Raw genomic sequence first — 16520 nt, 5'->3', positions numbered from 1 at the left:
ATGAATAGAGCCCTGTCTCTGCTTGGGTTGCTGCTGCCGGCACTGGCACAGGCGGCCACGCCGAACGAGGCCTTGCTGCAGCAGGCGGTCAGCGAGGGACGGGTGCGCCCCTTTCATGAGGTGATGGAGGTGGCTTCTCGCCTGCCGGTACGGGTGCTGCGGGTCGATCTGGGGGAGGAGGACGGCATCTGGCTGTACGAACTCAAGCTGATCGACAGCGAGAACAGCGTCATCAAGGTGGGCTATCGGGCCGACAACCTGGAGATGGTGTGGCTCAAGGGTCACCATCTGGAGCGGCTGTTCGAACCGCGTCCGCCCCCGGAAGAGGAGTAACGGCGTGAGCCCGCGAACCCACCGTCCGGTTCGTCCCCCCAACCGCCGCCGGTACCGGCACAACCCTGCTTTGGATACCCATTTATGCGAATTCTGATAGTTGAAGATGAGAAGACCCTGGCTGGCCAGCTGGCGGAACAGCTGCGCCTGTCCGGTTTCGTGACCGACCTCTGCCACGACGGCAACGAGGCCGGCTTTCTCGGCGAGACCGAACCCTACGACGCCATCATTCTGGATCTCGGTCTGCCGGGCCGCGACGGCCTGAGCGTACTGAAAGAGTGGCGCAGCAAGGGGATCGACACCCCGGTGCTGGTGCTGACCGCCCGTGGCCAGCTGCACGAGAAGATCGAGGGGCTCAACGCCGGGGCCGACGACTACCTCACCAAGCCGTTCCAGGTGGCCGAGCTGGTGGCCCGGGTCCATGCCCTGGTGCGGCGGGCGGCGGGCAACGCCAGCTCGATCCTGGAGATCGGCGGGGTGCGGCTCGACATGGCGGCCTCCCAGGTGTGGTACGAAGGCACCCCCATCAAGCTGACCGCCCACGAATTCCGGGTGCTCGGCTATCTGATGCAGCACAGGGGCAAGGTGGTGTCGCGCAGCGAGCTGATCGACCACATCTACGCCCAGGATTTCGACCGCGACTCCAACACGGTGGAGGTGTTCATCGGCCGGATCCGCAAGAAGACCCACGCCGATCTCATCGAGACGGTGCGCGGTCTTGGCTACCGGATCAACGAATGAACCAGCTCTTGATGCCCCCTTGCGCAGGAGTGGCTGAATGAGGCTGGTGCGCACCCTGCGGGGGCGGCTGGTGGTCATCGCCATGGTCTGGTGCGGCCTGTTCCTGTTTGCCACCGGCTTCAGCCTGCAGACCATGATGCGCAACTACTGGCAGGAGGCGGAGGCCGACGGCCTGCGTCTGCAGCTCTACGATCTGCTCTCCCGCCTCGAGATCCAGCCGGATGGCCTGCCGGTGGTCACCGAACCCATGGCCGATCCCCGCTTCCGCCAGCCCTACTCCGGTTACTACTGGCAGCTGGAGCTGGGGGAGAGCGTGGTCAGCCGCTCCCGCTCCCTGTGGGATGTGCACCTCGACGTGCACGGCCTGAAGTCGGCCTTCGGCGACCCTGATCTGTTCGTCGGCAAGGGGCCCAACAAGGAGCCACTGCTGATCATGACCCGAACCGTGCTGCTGCCCGGTTCGGATCGGGTGTTCACCCTGGTGATGGCCAAGGACAGCAGCGCCCTGACCCAGACCCTGAAGAAAACCCGCATCAGCCTGTTCCTCGGCCTCGGCTTTGCCGCGACCGGGCTGGTGCTCGGCTTCATGTTCCAGATCGTCTACGGCCTGCGGCCGCTGCATCTGTTGCGGCGCGAATTGAGCCGGGTCCATCAGGGCCATCAGGAGGGGTTCCGGCTGCGCTATCCGCTGGAGATCCAGCCGCTGGTGGAGGACATCAACCGACTGCTGCACCACTACGGCGAGCTGCTGCAGCGGGCCCGCTCCCACACCGGCAACCTGGCCCACGCCCTCAAGACGCCGCTCAGCATCATGCGCAATCAGGTGGCCCAGCTGCCACCGGAGGATCAGGCCGCCCTCGGCGAGCAGCTCGATCAGATCCAGCGCCACATCGACTACCACCTCGGCAAGGCGAGGGTGACCGGCGCCGCCAAGATCCTCGGGGTGTCGACCCCGGTGCGGGCGCGGGTGGAGTACATCTGCCGCGCCTTCTCCCGCCTCTATCCGGGCCGGGAAGTGGACCTGCAGGTGCCGGCCACCCTGGCGGTCGGGGTGGAGGAGCAGGACTTCGACGAGATGGTGGGCAACCTGCTGGAGAACGCCTTCAAGTGGTCGGCCGGCCGGCTGCGCATCTCCAGCGCCGAGCTGGGGGGCTGGATCACCCTGCGCATCGAGGATGACGGCCCCGGCATGAGCGAGGATCAGATCGCCAAGGCGGTGCTGCGCGGGGTGCGCCTCGACGAGAAGGTGCCGGGCTCGGGCCTGGGTCTCAACATCGTCTCCGATCTGGCGGAAGCTTACCGCGGCAGCCTCATCATGGGACGCGCCGAACTGGGCGGGCTGGCTGCTTCCCTCTCGCTGCCCAAGGTGGCAAGAGTGGAGAGCTAGGCATAAGATATGGCACCTGTTTTAGCCTGAGGAAGAGAACCATGACCGATGATCCATGGGCACTGTGTCACCTCGACGATTCGTTCGATGCCTCCGTGCTGGGCACCAAGGGGGCCCAGATCCAGTGGTTTGAGGATCGCGACAGCCTGATTGCCTTCCTGCTGGAAGATTTCGTCGACCTGTTGGCCGACGTGGGCGAGCTGGATGAGGATCAGACCGAGCGGGCGCGCGAGCGCTTCACCCTGCTGGTGGAGCAGAGCTTCGACGATCGCGGCCTGATGGACGCCATCAACGATCTCGCCTCCGGCCTGCGCCGCATCGCCTGGCTGGGGCCGCTCTCCGAGCTGGCCGAGCTGAGCGATGACTTCGCCTCCGGCCTGCGCCGCTATTTCTGGAGCCAGTACGACGGGGATGAAGATGACCCGGATGCCTGGGTGCCGGAAGAACTCTGGCCCCAGCTGGTGGAGTGTGCGGAAGAGTACATGGTGGAAGGGGACTTCTAAGCCACCTGGTCTGCGCTCTGGCTGCAAGGCGGGTGGAGTATGCGGAAGAGTAGATGGTTGAGAGTGACTTCTTAGTCACACCACAAACCGCGATAAGAAAACGGCGCCTTGATGGCGCCGCTTTTGTTGCTCAGTCCTCTGCTCAGGCGTTGGCCGGCACCGCATGGGCGGTGTTGACCGGGGCCGGGCCCTGGTACTTCTCGATCTGCAGCTGGGCCATGTGACCGCAGTTGCCCTGCGCCAGGCTGGAGGTGCCCTCGTCGAAGGTGAGGCAGTTGACGTTGCCGTTCTTGCACAGGCTTCCCGCCTCGCCCGGTTTGGCCGGATCGAACCAGGCCCCTTCGCACACCCGCACCACCCCCGGGCGGATGTCGGTCGAGAGCAGGGCCCCCACCAGGATCTGGCCGCGGTCGTTGAAGGCCCGCACCAGATCGCCATCCTGGATGCCGCGCGCCTTGGCGTCGTCCGGGTGGATCAGGATCGCCTCGCGATCGGCGATGGCGAACTTGTCCCGCAGCGGGGTGTTGTCGAGCTGGGAGTGCAGCCGCTGGGTCGGGTGGGAGGTGTTGAGCGACAGTGGATAGCGGGTCGCCTCCTTGCTCTTGATCCACTCCTTGGGTTCATACCACTTGGGATGGCCGGCGCAGTCGGCATAGCCCATGCCGGCCACCGTGCTGGAGAAGATCTCGATCTTGCCGGACGGGGTCCCGAGCGGGTTGAGCAGCGGGTTCTCACGGAAATCGGCGTGACGGATCCACTGGCGGTTCGCCTCGGGCACCGGGAAGCGGATGTAGTTGTTGGACTCCCAGAACATGTTGAACGGCGGCAGCGCCACCCGGGCGCCGCGGGCCTGGGCGGCCATGCCGTCGTACATCTGCTTGAGCCACAGCATCTCGTCCTTGCCTTCGGTGTACTGCTCCTGCAGGCCCAGCTTGGCGGCCACGTCGCGGAAGATGTCGAAGTCGTTGCGCGCCTCGAACTGGGGCGGCACGCACTGGTGCATCGGGAAGACGTAGCGCTGGGAGTAGTCGCCGCCCATCTCCAGATCGTTGCGCTCGTAGCTGGTGGTGGCCGGCAGGACGATGTCGGCGTGCTTGGCGGTGGCGGTCCAGTAGGGCTCGTGCACGATCACGGTCTGCGGCTTGCGCCAGGCCTTGACCAGGTTGTTGGTGTCCTGGTGGTGGTGGAAGGGGTTGCCGCCCGCCACGTAGACCAGCTTGATGTCCGGGTAGGTCACCTTGCGGCCGTTGAAGTCGATGGTCTTGCCGGGGTTGGCCAGACAGTCGGCGATGCGGGCCACCGGGATCGGCGCCGGCCCGTTCTTCGGTGCATTGCCGGCGGAGATGCCCGCCAGGATGCCGCCCTTGGCGGTGGGGCTGCCACCGGAAGAGTAGTGGTAGCTGAAGCCGTAACCGCCGCCCGGCAGGCCGATCTGGCCCAGCATAGCGGCCAGGGTGACCAGCATCCAGTTGGGTTGCTCGCCGTGCTGCTGCCGCTGCATGCCCCAGCCCGCCATGATCATGGTGCGCTTGGACGCCATGTCGAGGGCCAGTTGGCGGATCACCTTGGCATCGACGCCGCAGATGGTGCTCGCCCACTCGGCGCTCTTCGGCTGGCCGTCTTCCTTGCCGAGCAGATAGGTCAGGAACTTGTCGAAGCCGGTGGTGTAGCGGTCGAGGAAGGCTTGATCGTGCTTCTGCTCGCTGTAGAGGGTGTGGGCCACCCCCAGCATCATGGCTACGTCTGTGTAGGCGTTCGGCGCAATCCACTCGGCCCCCGCCAGCTTGGCGGTTTCGTTGTAGACAGGGTCGATGCTGATGATGCGGGTGCCTTTATCTTTCAGCGCCTTGAAGCCGGCCTGACCCTCGTGATCCGGCATGTTCCAGCTGTTCTTCAGGGTGACCTGGGCGTTGACCCCCCACAGCACCACCAGTTCGGCGTGCTCGATGACGTTGGGCCAGGCGGTCTGCTGCTCATATACCTCGATTGAACCCATCACGTGGGACATGATCACCTGGGCGGCGCCGGCGGAGTAGTCGCCGGCATAGCCGGTGAAGCCGCCCGCCAGGTTCATCAGGCGGTGCAGCAGGGTGCGGCTGTTGTGGAACATGCCGACACTCTTCCAGCCGTAGGAACCGGCGTGGATCGCCTGCGGGCCGAAGTCGCTCTGCACCCGGCTGATTTCGCCGGCCACCAGGGCGATGGCCTTCTCCCAGCTTACCCGCACCCACTCGTCGGCGCCGCGCAGCTCGGGTTTGGCTCCCGGGCCCTGCTCCAGCCAGCTCTTGCGCACCATGGGGTACTTGATGCGGTTCTTGGCGTGGACCTGGAACGGCGCCATGTCGATGAGATCGTTGGGGGCCGGATCATCGGCCACCGGCTGGACCCGCACCATGCGGCCCTCTTCGACGATGGCCTCGAAAGCCCCCCAGTGGGCACCGGTGAGGATGCCTTTCTGGGCGGGCACCAGGGTCGGGAACTGTTCAAGGGCCGTACTGATGGCCTGGGCCAGCGCACTCTTCGGGAAGACGCCGGCCAGCAGCGGCAGGGCGGCGCAGGCGCCCAGCCCCTTGAGCAGGTTGCGGCGGGAGAGATTGGTTTGCTTATCGGTAAAAAAAGTCATGACGATTTCCTCTGTGCCAGCCTTAGTGCGCCGCGTTCATGTCACTGGCATGTTTCTGGACGTATTGGGTCAACATGCGTGCCTGTTCCGGGGTCAGGGAGGTGCGTGATTCCATCCCCTTGATGACGCCGATCCACTGGTTGGCGTTGAAATGATCCAGTGCGGTGAGGCCGTGGCAGCCGGTACAGTTGTTGGACATCAGGGTGGAGGCGTACTGCCACAGCTTGCCCTGATCGCCGATGAGCTGGCTCTGATCCACCCAGGCGGTCAGGCTGACCTGATGCCAGGTGAGGTTGGTGGCGCTGTCGGTTTCGCTCTTGCCGGTGGTGAGCTGCGCCTTGGCCTTGTCGCCGAGCAGGGTGCTCAGGATGCGCTTGCCGGGGGCGGCGTAGAACACCTCGCTAACCCCGTCCTGCTGCCAGCCGTCGATGCGCACCTGGGCACGGCCGTTGTCGTTGGCCAGCACTTCCACCTGGGTGGAGGGCATCAGGGTGCCTTCGTCAGTCTTGGCGCCGGCATCCAGATAGAGCGGGGTGGTGGCGATGGCGTAACGGGTGGTGACGTTGGCCGGGGTCTGGGCGGCGGCTTGCGCCAGCTCGCTGGCACCGGCGGCGGCCAGGCCGCTCATGTCGGGCATGATGTGGGCGACGCCGCGGTGGCAGTCGATGCAGGTCTGGCCCTCCTTGATGGCGACCGGGTGCTCTGCGCGGGCGTTGGGGCGCTGAGCCAGGATGTCCATCGCCGCGTAGCTGTGGCAGCTGCGGCAGGTAGCGGAGTCGTTGGCCTTCAGCTCGTCCCACACCGACTGCGCCATGCGCAGCTTGTGGGCCTCGTATTTCTCCGGCGTGTCGAGGGTGCCGATCGCCTCGTGATAGATGTCTTTCACGGCGCGGATCTTGGTCCACAGATAGGAGGTGGGATCACCCGGAATATGGCAGTCGGCGCACTCGGCGCGGATGCCCTTCACGTTCAGGAAGTGGACGCTGCCCTGATACTCGGCCAGCGGGGTCTGCATGGAGTGGCAGGAGACGCAGAACTCGGTGGAACTGGTCTTGTGCATGACGGTCACCGTGACCCCCAGCGCTGCAACGCCCAAGAGGGCTCCGAGCAGCAGTAGCCAGAACCAGGTTTTTCTCAACAGTTTTCCAAGCATGACGGCGTTTTCCTACGTTCAAATATTACCAATATAGTAGTATCCATGGAGAGGTAGTTGATTGACCTCTATCATGATTTATATTTTGTATTGTTATTTTAAATGCAATTATTATTTTGTTATTTATCATTTAACTGAATTTAATTTAACATCCTGCGATTTTACCGTCTTTTTGCTCCTCGTTTGAGGCGTAATTGATGCCGCTGCGCCACTTTCTCTCCACTTTTTATCGTTGGGCCATGACTCCCTGCGCCTGTGCAGTAGCCTGTCGTCTCGGGCCTGGCAGGGGCTTGGGCTTTGCCCTGGGCCCGGTATATACTGTTCGAATATACAGTGTTCAGGTGTTTGCCATGCGACTCTTTATCGCCGAGAAGCCCAGTCTGGGGCGCGCCATTGCCGACGTGCTGCCCAAACCCCACAAGAAGGGGGAGGGCTTCATCGAAACCGCGCAGGGGGATGTAGTGACCTGGTGCATCGGCCACCTGCTGGAGCAGGCCGAGCCCGATGCCTACGATGCCGCCTACAAGCAGTGGCGCATGGAATCCCTTCCCATCATCCCGAGCCAGTGGCAACTGGTGGCCAAGCCGAAGACCAAGACCCAGCTCACCGTCATCAAGCGCCTGCTCAAGCAGGCCGACTGCGTGGTCAACGCCGGTGACCCGGACCGGGAGGGGCAGCTGCTAGTGGACGAGGTGATCGATTTTCTCGGCTATGGCAAAACCCGGCCGGTGCTGCGCTGTCTCATCAGCGATCTCAACCCGCCGGCAGTGCGCCGCGCCCTCGACAAGCTCAGAGACAACAAGGAGTTCGTGCCGCTGGCGGTATCGGCGCTGGCCCGCAGCCGGGCCGACTGGCTCTACGGCATCAACATGACCCGCGCCTATACCCTGCTTGGTCGCAAGGGGGGCTGCAGCGAGCTGCTCTCGGTCGGCCGGGTACAGACACCGCTACTGGGGCTGGTGGTAAGGCGGGATCTCGAGATAGAAGCCTTCGTGCCCAAACCCTTCTTCGAGGTGCTGGCCCATCTACAGACCGAAGGCAACGAGCGTTTCAGCGCCAAGTGGCTGCCTTCCGAGGCCTGCCTGCCCTGGCAGGACGAGGAGGGGCGGGTGCTCAGCCGGGCACTGGCCGCCAAGGTGGTGGAGCGGATCCAGGGTCAACCCGCACTGGTGGAAGAGGTGGAGGAGCAGGCCCGCAAGCAGGCGGCGCCGCTGCCCTACAACCTCTCCAGCCTGCAGATCGATGCCGCCAAGCGGTTCGGCATGGACGCCAAGCGGGTGCTGGACGTCTGCCAGAGCCTCTATGAACGGCACAAGCTCATCACCTACCCCAGATCCGACAGCCGCCATCTGCCGAGCGAGCACTTCAATCGGGCCGGCCAGGTGCGGGAGGCCATCGCCAGCACGGCGCCGGCGCTGGCCAGGGCGGTAAGCGAAGCGGACGGCAAGATCCGCAGCAAGGCGTGGAACGACAGCAAGGTGGATGCCCACCACGCCATCATCCCCACCGAGAAGCACGGCAACGAGGGGAGCCTGAGTGGCGATGAAGCCAGGCTGTATGGCCTGATTGCCCGCCAGTATCTGCTGCAGTTCTACCCGCCGTTCGAGTACAACGACAGCAAGGTGCTGCTGCGCATCGCCGGCGGGCAGTTTCAGGCCAAGGCGCGGCGGATCCTCAAGGCGGGCTGGAAGGCGCTGCTGGGGGTGGAGGAAGATGACGAGGAGGAGGCGGGAACCCTGCCTGCCCTGCGTCAGGGCGAGCAGCTGCTGTGCGAGCGGGGGGAGTTGCTGGAGAAGATGACCCAGCCCCCCAAGTCGTTCACCGATGCCACCCTGCTGGCCGCCATGACCGGCATCGCCTGCTACGTGCAGGATCCCGAGATCCGCAAGACCCTGCGCGAAACCGACGGCCTCGGCACCGAGGCGACCCGGGCCGGCATCATCGACTTGCTGTTCAAGCGCCGCTTTCTGGTGCGCCAGGGCAAGAGCATCAAGGCGACCCCGACCGGGCGGGCATTGATCCAGGCCCTGCCGGCCACGGCCACCACCCCGGACATGACGGCGCTGTGGGAGCAGCACCTCGGCCGGATTGCCGAGCGGCAGGCGAGCTATCAGCAGTTCATGGGGCCGCTCACCGAGCAGTTGAACGGTTTGATCGACGGCGCCAGGCAGGATTCGGGGGCCAGCTTCAGCGCCCTGCCCAAGGCGGCGCCCGGGGCCGACAAGCGTCGCGTCACCAAACGCAAGCGCAGCCCGGAGAGTGGTGGCACGACGGGGGCAGGCAAGCGGGGGAGCAAGCGGCCAGCCCGGGCCGCCTGATAAAAAAACGCCCCTGTCGGGGCGCAAAAAGGCATTGTCGTCAGGCGTCGGCCAGTCTGGCGCGACTCAAATTCAGGTAGTGCCAGGCAACGCCGAGCAGCACCAGATCCTTGAAAATGAAAAACTCGGTGACCGGCACTCCGTCGACCAGCTTCCAGACGCCCGGCAGGGTCAGCAGAAAGCTGAGGGTCACGAGGAAGGTCAGGATGGCCCCCAGGCTGCTCCAGTAGCCCAGACGTGGCCGCCACAGGCCGACAATCAGGCCGCAGGCGATCAGGATCTCGACCAGCCCGATCAGATTGGAGACCGCCTGCTCCGAGAGCACGGCATAGAGCCAGCTCATCAGCGGGTGGCTTGCCACCAGCGGCCGGATGGCCGCCGCCTCGGTCGGTGTGAACTTGAACACGCCGATCCAGAGCAGGGTCAGTACCACCCCCGCGAGGGCGATCAGAAAACCTCGGTCATGGCGTTCCATTTCTGCTCCTCTGTCAGGGGGTGAGCGTGACGGGCGGAAAGTCGATGTCGGTTTCCGCCAGATGATTGCCGTAGTTGGTCAGGGTATTGATGACCACCTGCCCCAGCACCTCCATCATCAGCTCATCATCCACGCCCGCCGCCCGGGCGGCGGCCAGTTGCGCATCGCTGATGACGCCGCGCTGGGTGACCAGGGCGACCGCTAGCTGCAACAGGGCGTGATCGAGCGGATCCGTCGCCTGGGCGAGACGGGCAGCCCGGATGGCGTCGTCATCGAAACCGGCCCGGCCAGCCAGCAGGGTGTGGGCCGACAGGCAGTACTGGCAGGCGTTGGCCTGACCGATGGCCAGTGCCAGCAGCTCCCGCTGGCGGGCGCTGAGCCGCCCCTTGCCCAGCGCGTCGGCAAAGCCGAGCAGACCGTTGAGCAGGGCCGGTGAGTGGGCCAGGGTTGCGTAGAGGTTGGGGACCATGCCCAGGCTGCTTTTAAGAGCGGCGAAGGTGGGGGCGGCTGCCGGTTTGGGCTGCACGACGGCGTGAATGCGACTCATGATGTGCTCCTATTTGGGTTGGGTACGGGAGACACTATGCCGGTTTTAATGGTACGGTTTATCACCCAGAGTCCATCATTGACTACCAGGCGTCTCAAATATGGATCCACTCTCGATATTGCTGGCCCATGCCGCTCCCCAGGCCAGTCTCTTTTTCGCCGGCAACCTGTGTCAGCACTCTCACAGCAGCGACTATCCCGCCGGCGGCCATCTGCACTTGTTGCGCCGTGGCGAACTGCTGCTGCGCGAAGAGGGGGGTGAACCCCTGTTGCTGACCGAGCCGACCCTGATCCTCTACGCCAGGGGGCAGGCTCACAGGCTCGAACCCCGCCAGCTGGCGGGCTGCGACCTGGTGTGTGCCAGCGTGTCGTTCGGGCCGGCAGGAGACTCACCACTGCAGCTGGCGTTGCCGGATACCTTGGTGCTGCCGTTGCAGACGATCCCGGCCATTGCGCCGGTACTGACCCTGCTGTTCGAGGAGGCCTTCGCCGAGCGTTACGGTCAGCCGCCGATCCTCTCCCGTCTGCTGGAAGTGCTGCTGATCCTCTTGCTGCGCCATCTGGTGGAACAGGGGATCTGTCGGCAGGGGATGTTGGCCGGTCTCTCCGACCCGCGACTGGCACGGGCCATCGCGGTCATGCATCAGCGCGGGGACGAGCCCTGGACGGTGGCGACCCTGGCGCGGGAGGCGGGCATGTCGCGCGCCCGCTTCGCCGCTCATTTTCAGGCGCTGACCGGGCAGACGCCGCTGGACTATCTGACGCGCTGGCGGATGGTGCTGGCCAGTCAGCAACTGCTGGCGGGGGAGTCCATTACCCAGGTGGCGCTGGGGGCGGGGTACAGCGGGGGCACCGCCTTCGGGCGGGCGTTCGAGCGGGAGTTTGGCATGAGCCCGGGGCGCTGGCTCAAGGCGCGGCAGCGCGAGTGACCGGGGCCGCGACGGGCCCCGGTGTCATCAGCCGGTGTAGACTGTCTCTTCCGGGTACTTGATGCGGGTTTCGACCGGGCGAGCCAGCATGAAGGCCAGAGTGAGCGGGCCGAGACGACCGCAGATCATCAACAGCACCAGGATGAGCTTGCCAGGCTCGCTCAGGGTGGCGGTGATGCCGGTGGAGAGCCCCACGGTGGCAAACGCCGAGATGGTCTCGAACATGATCTTGTCGAAGGGCAACTGCTCGGTGAGCATCAGCAGGAACATGGCCAGCATCAGCACCATGGTGCTGACCATGATGATGGCCAGCGATCGGGTCACTATCTGGGACGAGAGGGTGCGGCCAAAGGCGGTGACGTGGGGGCGCTTGGTCAGAAACGCCTTGGTCGCCAGCAGCACCACCGCGAAGGTGGTCACCTTGATACCGCCACCGGTGGAGGTGGCACCCGCCCCGATGAACATCAGCATCATCAGAAACAGCAGGGCGGCCGGGGTCATCAGGCCGATGTCGATGGTGTTGAAACCCGCGGTACGGGCGCTGGCAGACTGGAAGAAGGCCGCCAGCCACTGGCCGCCAAAGGAGACCTTGCCGAGGGTGCCAGGGTTGTTGTGCTCCAGCAGCCAGAACATCAGGGTTCCCAGCAGCAGCAGGCCCGGGGTCATGATCAGCATCAGCTTGCTGTGCAGCTTGAGCTTGCGCCAGCGGCGGTTGCGCACCAGATCGACGATGACGGTAAAGCCGATCCCGCCGAGGATCAGCAGACCGGCGATGGTCAGGCTGATGACGGGGTCGTCCCGGTAGTCCATGAGATTGTTGGCAAACAGCGAGAAGCCGGCGTTGTTGAAGGCCGATACCGCGTGGAAGAAACTGACGTAGAGGCCGCGCTCCCACCCCATCTCGGGCACCCAGCGAATGGCCATCAGGGCGGTGCCGATGAGCTGGGCGATGAAGGCGAACAGCACGATGCGCTTCACCAGCTGAATGATGTTGACCGAGCCCTCCTGGCCCAGCGCCTCCTTGGCCAGCACCTGCTGGCGCAGGCCGACCCGTTTGCTGAACATGGCGATGAGCAGCAGGGTCATGGTCATCTGGCCCAGGCCGCCAATCTCCATCAGCATCAGCAGGAAGATCTGCCCCTGCAGGGTGAAGGCGGTACCGGTGTCCACCACCCCGAGCCCGGTCACGCTGATGGCCGAGGTGGCGGTGAACAGGGCATTGATGAAGCTCACCTGGCCGTTGTGGCTGGAAGGCTGCACCAGAAACAGGGTGCCGATCAGCAGGATGACCAGAAAACTGCCGAGGATCAGCTTGGCTTCACTCCAGCGGGACTCATCTTCCCGCTGCAGGGCAAAGGCGTAGCTGCTGCGCCAGCGGGTCATAGGGTTTCCAGCCAGTGGTCGATGGCGTGCTTGTTGCCGGCCAGGATCAGGATGTCACCCAGCTGCAGCTCCATCTTGCCGGTCAGCACGTTGTGCAGGGTTTCGCCACGCTTGATGGCGAGCAGCTGGAATTCGCTCTGCTGCAGCAGATGGAAGTCGCTGAGGGCCCGACCGTTCAACTGCAGGCCGATGACGAACTCGGTCAGCACCATGTCGTGACCCAGCTCCAGATAGTCGAACAGCCGGTTATCCAGCATGCTCTGGGCGACCCGACGACCCATGTCCCACTCCGGGTTGATCACCTTGTCGGCACCCACCTTTTGCAGGATCTTGGCGTGGAACTTGTCGCGCGCCTTGACCCAGACCTTCTTCACCCCCGCCTCCTTGAGGACGAGGGTGGTGAGTATGCTGGTCTCGAGGTTGTCACCGATGGCGACGAAGACGATGTCGAAGTCGGCCAGGCCCAGCTCGGCGACGGTGGCCTCGTCGGTGGCGTCGGCCACGATGACGTGGTTGCAGAGGGTGGCGATCTGGCGGGTCTTGCTCTCGTCGATGTCAATCGCCAGCACCTCGGCATCCTGGCGCTGCAGCTCTTCACACAGCGCGCTGCCAAACAGCCCCAGGCCGATGACGGCAAATTGGTTGTTCATGAGTACTTCCTCAAGAGTCGGAGCGGGATACTCTACTCCAGCTATATGAGTCCGAAAAGAGGGCGGGATTTTTCGTCCGGCGGCAATATAAGGTAGACTGCCCGCTTGCCATTGTCGGAACACGCAGATGAAACTCACCCCGCACGCCTCCCTGTTGACGCTCAACACCCTCGCCCTCGATGCCCACTGCCACTGGCTGGCCGAAGTGGAGCAAACCGACGACCTGCCGCAGCTGGTTGCCAACGCCGAGCTGGCCGGCTTGCCGCGGCTGGTGCTGGGCGGTGGCAGCAACGTGCTGTTTTGCGATGACTTCGCCGGGGTGGTGGTGCTCAACCGGCTCAAGGGGATAGCGCTGCACGACGAGGGGGATCACTGGCTGCTGCACGTGGCCGCCGGCGAGAACTGGCACGAGCTGGTGTGCCACACCCTGCAGCAGGGCTGGTACGGTCTCGAAAACCTGGCGCTCATCCCCGGCACGGTCGGGGCGGCGCCGGTGCAGAACATCGGTGCCTACGGGGTCGAACTGGCCAGCGTCTGTGCCTACGTCGAGGCGTTCAACTGGCAGAGCGGCGAGATGGAGCGCCTCGCCGCGGCTGACTGCCGCTTCGGCTATCGCGACAGCATCTTCAAGCACGACTATCAGGACAGCCACTTCATCACTGCGGTCGGTCTGCAACTGGCCAAGGCCTGGCAACCAAGCCAGGGCTATGGTCCGCTGGCCGCACTGGGCGAACAGCCCTCGGCACAGGCCATCTTCGACACCGTCTGCGCCACCCGCATGGCCAAGCTGCCGGATCCGGCCGTGCTCGGCAACGCGGGCAGCTTCTTCAAGAACCCGGTGGTGCCTGCCGCGCTGGCGACGTCGCTCAAGCTGAAATATCCCCAGATGCCGCTCTATCCGGCTGGTGAAGGGCTGGCCAAGCTGGCCGCGGGCTGGCTCATCGACCAGTGCGGCCTCAAGGGCTTTGCCATCGGCCGCGCCGCCGTCCATCAGGAGCAGGCGCTGGTGCTGGTCAATCTGGGCGGCGCCAGCGCCATGGAGCTGATCGCGCTGGCGGCCCACGTGCGTGACAGCGTGGAGCAGAAATTCGGGGTGGTGCTGGAGCACGAAGTGCGCTTCATGGGCCGCCGTGGTGAAACTTGGCTCGACGAGGTACTGGCATGACCCTGACTCCCATCCGGCAAACTCTGATCTCCCTGCTCAGCGACGGGCAGTTCCACTCCGGTGAGCAGCTTGGCGAGCAGCTCGGCATCAGTCGGGCGGCGGTCAGCAAGCACATGGCGGCTCTCAAGGAGCTGGGGCTGGATCTCTTCAGCCTGACCGGCAAGGGGTACCGGCTGGCGGTGCCGATGGCGCTCTATGACGAAGAGCAGCTGCAGGCGCTGGCGCCCATGGCACCGGTGCACTGCTTCCCGGTCATCGACTCCACCAACCAGTACCTGCTGGAGCGGGTCAACCAGCTGCAGTCGGGCGAGAGCTGCCTGGCCGAGTGCCAGACCGCCGGGCGCGGCCGGCGCGGCAAGCCCTGGGTTTCTCCCTTCGGCTGCCAGCTGATCTTGAGCATGTACTGGCGGCTGGAGCAGGGCATGGCGGCCGCCATGGGGCTGAGTCTGGCGGTCGGGGTGGCCGTGGTGCAGACGCTGGAGTCCCTCGGTTATCCGGGCGTTGAGCTCAAGTGGCCCAACGATCTCTACTATCAGGGCCGCAAGCTGGCGGGGATCCTGGTGGAGATGAGCGGTAGTGCCGGCGCCAGCTGCCACCTGGTGATCGGGGTCGGCCTCAACCTGGCGATGCCGAGCCGGGAGGCGGAGCGGATCGATCAGGCCTGGTCCGAATTGCGCCACATCCAGCCGGAACTGGTGGATCGCAATCTGCTGGGCGGCCGGGTGATTGAACATCTGCAGCAGGCCATGCTCACCTTCGAACAGGAGGGGCTCGCCAGCTTCGTGGCGGACTGGAACCGACTCGACCATTTCGCCGGCCGGCCGGTACGACTGCTGATGGGCGAGCAGGAGATCCGCGGCGTGGCGCGCGGCATAGATGATCGCGGTGCGCTGCGGCTGGAGACGGAGGAGGGGATCAAGTTCTATCTGGGCGGGGAGATCTCCCTGCGTCGGGGCGACTGATGACGGCGCTGACCGTCACCCAATGAAGAGAGGGCCTGCGGGCCCCCTCTTCATTGATGCGTGAGCTGCCGCCGTTACTTGCGCAGCTTGATCTGCTCGATGGCGTGCTCGTTGCCCTTGGTCAGGATCAGGTTGGCCCGCTCCCGGGTAGGCAGGATGTTCTCTTTCAAATTCAGATAGTTGATATCTTGCCAGATGTTGCTGGCGATCTTGGTCGCCTCGCTCTCGGCCAGCTTGGCGTAGTGGTGGAAGTAGGAGTCCGGATCCGAGAAGGCGCCGCTGCGAAACTTGAGGAAACGCTCGATATACCAGGTGCGCAGCAGTTCGGCGTCGGCATCCACATAGATGGAGAAGTCGACGAAGTCCGATACGAAGACGCGGTGCGGATCCTGCGGGTAGTCCATGCCGCTTTGCAGCACATTGAGCCCTTCCAGGATCAGGATGTCCGGCTGCTCCACCACCTTCTTCTCATCCGGAATGATGTCGTAGATGAGATGGGAGTAAACGGGGGCCTCGACTTTCTCGTGGCCGGCGCGGATGTTGGCGACAAACTCCACCAGATGGCGGATGTCGTAGGACTCCGGGAACCCCTTGCGGCGCATCAGGCCGCGCTCTTCCAGCACCTTGTTGGGGTAGAGAAAGCCGTCGGTGGTGACCAGCTCCACCCGCGGGTGCTCCGGCCAGCGCTCCAGCAGCGCCTGCATGATGCGCGCCGTGGTGCTCTTGCCGCCTGCCACACTGCCGGCGATGCTGATGATGTAGGTGCCCTTGCCGCGAGACTGACCGAGGAACTGTTCCAGCACCCGGCTGCGGCGCTGCTTGGCCTTGACGTAGAGATTGAGCAGACGGGAGAGGGGCAGATAGATCTCTTCCACCTCCTGCAATGACACCTTCTCGTTGATCCCGCGCAGGGTCTGCAGATCGTGCTCGGTCAGGGTCAAAGGGACCGAGTCGCGCAATAACGCCCATTGTTCGCGGGTGAATTGCAGATAGGGGTTATGCTCTGTCGTCATGGTGTCGTCACTGTTTCTTGGGCAGGGCGACCATACACCAAGGGGGGCGGGAGCGACAAGAGAAGCGACGGTTTCGAGCGGAGAGTGAGTCCTTTTTTGCCTGGTTCCTGGCAATAATGCACATTTTGCAAGGCGCAATGGTTGCATCCCCAAAATCCTTACCATAAAATGCGCGACGCTTAGATGTCTGTCGTCTATTTGCCCAGCAAAAGCGACAAATCAACGGGTGCAAGCAGAATTACCGTTGTGACATTGACGTAACGGAGGGGTTCCCGAGCGGCCAAAGGGATCAGACTGTAAATCTGACGGCTCTGCCTTCGAAGGTTCGAATCCTTCTCC

15 protein-coding genes are annotated in these 16520 nt (G+C 64.2%); 8 read left to right on the top strand and 7 right to left on the bottom strand.

What is annotated here, in order from left to right:
- The 4 genes from PG897_RS14610 to PG897_RS14595 all read left to right on the top strand — a co-directional run bounded on the left by PG897_RS14610 (nucleotide 1) and on the right by PG897_RS14595 (nucleotide 2964).
- Complete coding sequence (locus PG897_RS14610; protein ID WP_011707718.1) at nucleotides 1-333, top strand: PepSY domain-containing protein; 333 nt, start codon at nucleotides 1-3, stop codon at nucleotides 331-333.
- A gap of 84 nt (nucleotides 334-417) precedes the next feature.
- Nucleotides 418-1074, top strand: coding sequence for a response regulator transcription factor (locus PG897_RS14605; RefSeq protein ID WP_005306366.1), 657 nt, complete (start codon nucleotides 418-420; stop codon nucleotides 1072-1074).
- A gap of 37 nt (nucleotides 1075-1111) precedes the next feature.
- Nucleotides 1112-2461, top strand: a complete 1350-nt coding sequence (locus PG897_RS14600; protein WP_005306363.1) for a sensor histidine kinase — start codon at nucleotides 1112-1114, stop codon at nucleotides 2459-2461.
- 41 nt (nucleotides 2462-2502) lie between these two features.
- On the top strand, nucleotides 2503-2964 hold the full coding sequence (locus PG897_RS14595) for a hypothetical protein (protein ID WP_010635837.1): 462 nt from the start codon (nucleotides 2503-2505) through the stop codon (nucleotides 2962-2964).
- A gap of 142 nt (nucleotides 2965-3106) precedes the next feature.
- Here PG897_RS14595 and torA read toward each other — a convergent pair whose 3' ends face one another.
- The gene (torA, locus tag PG897_RS14590) at nucleotides 3107-5587 is read right to left on the bottom strand and encodes a trimethylamine-N-oxide reductase TorA (RefSeq protein ID WP_017781183.1); all 2481 of its coding nucleotides are present in this window, start codon (nucleotides 5585-5587) and stop codon (nucleotides 3107-3109) included.
- A 22-nt stretch (nucleotides 5588-5609) separates the two neighbouring features.
- On the bottom strand, nucleotides 5610-6740 hold the full coding sequence (locus PG897_RS14585) for a NapC/NirT family cytochrome c (protein ID WP_201880988.1): 1131 nt from the start codon (nucleotides 6738-6740) through the stop codon (nucleotides 5610-5612).
- Nucleotides 6741-7090: 350 nt separating this feature from the next.
- Between PG897_RS14585 and PG897_RS14580 the strand changes: the two genes are divergently transcribed.
- A complete protein-coding gene (locus PG897_RS14580; protein ID WP_270829157.1) occupies nucleotides 7091-9058 on the top strand; it encodes a DNA topoisomerase III in 1968 nt (655 codons plus the stop codon).
- Nucleotides 9059-9098: 40 nt separating this feature from the next.
- Here PG897_RS14580 and PG897_RS14575 read toward each other — a convergent pair whose 3' ends face one another.
- Both PG897_RS14575 and PG897_RS14570 read right to left on the bottom strand, forming a co-directional pair.
- Complete coding sequence (locus PG897_RS14575) at nucleotides 9099-9533, bottom strand: DUF417 family protein (RefSeq protein ID WP_095591600.1); 435 nt, start codon at nucleotides 9531-9533, stop codon at nucleotides 9099-9101.
- A gap of 13 nt (nucleotides 9534-9546) precedes the next feature.
- Nucleotides 9547-10080 carry a carboxymuconolactone decarboxylase family protein gene (locus PG897_RS14570; protein WP_005306347.1) on the bottom strand — a complete coding sequence of 178 codons (534 nt, stop codon included), beginning with the start codon at nucleotides 10078-10080 and terminating at the stop codon, nucleotides 9547-9549.
- A 100-nt stretch (nucleotides 10081-10180) separates the two neighbouring features.
- Here PG897_RS14570 and PG897_RS14565 point away from each other — a divergent pair, with 100 nt between their 5' ends.
- On the top strand, nucleotides 10181-11008 hold the full coding sequence (locus tag PG897_RS14565; protein WP_095591599.1) for an AraC family transcriptional regulator: 828 nt from the start codon (nucleotides 10181-10183) through the stop codon (nucleotides 11006-11008).
- 27 nt (nucleotides 11009-11035) lie between these two features.
- Here PG897_RS14565 and PG897_RS14560 read toward each other — a convergent pair whose 3' ends face one another.
- Together PG897_RS14560 and PG897_RS14555 are read right to left on the bottom strand one after the other, a co-directional pair.
- The gene (locus PG897_RS14560) at nucleotides 11036-12391 is read right to left on the bottom strand and encodes a TrkH family potassium uptake protein (RefSeq protein ID WP_270829155.1); all 1356 of its coding nucleotides are present in this window, start codon (nucleotides 12389-12391) and stop codon (nucleotides 11036-11038) included.
- Nucleotides 12388-13041, bottom strand: a complete 654-nt coding sequence (locus tag PG897_RS14555; protein WP_005306338.1) for a potassium channel family protein — start codon at nucleotides 13039-13041, stop codon at nucleotides 12388-12390. Before PG897_RS14555 ends, PG897_RS14560 begins: the two co-directional genes overlap by 4 nt.
- A 127-nt stretch (nucleotides 13042-13168) precedes the next feature.
- Here PG897_RS14555 and murB point away from each other — a divergent pair, with 127 nt between their 5' ends.
- Nucleotides 13169-14206, top strand: a complete 1038-nt coding sequence (murB, locus tag PG897_RS14550; protein WP_201880978.1) for a UDP-N-acetylmuramate dehydrogenase — start codon at nucleotides 13169-13171, stop codon at nucleotides 14204-14206.
- Nucleotides 14203-15168: a bifunctional biotin--[acetyl-CoA-carboxylase] ligase/biotin operon repressor BirA gene (gene birA / locus PG897_RS14545; RefSeq protein WP_201880970.1), complete on the top strand. Its 966-nt coding sequence runs from the start codon at nucleotides 14203-14205 to the stop codon at nucleotides 15166-15168. The genes murB and birA overlap by 4 nt, the downstream gene beginning before the upstream one ends.
- 74 nt (nucleotides 15169-15242) lie before the next feature.
- Here birA and coaA read toward each other — a convergent pair whose 3' ends face one another.
- Complete coding sequence (coaA, locus tag PG897_RS14540) at nucleotides 15243-16181, bottom strand: type I pantothenate kinase (protein ID WP_005306328.1); 939 nt, start codon at nucleotides 16179-16181, stop codon at nucleotides 15243-15245.
- Nucleotides 16182-16520: the final 339 nt, after the last annotated feature.

Origin of the sequence: Aeromonas sp. QDB20 (assembly GCF_027707805.1) — a bacterium.
GTDB classification, from domain to species: Bacteria; Pseudomonadota; Gammaproteobacteria; order Enterobacterales; family Aeromonadaceae; genus Aeromonas; species Aeromonas dhakensis.
The sequence above is the reverse complement of the archived record's forward strand: the minus strand, read 5'-3'. Positions and strand labels throughout refer to the sequence as shown.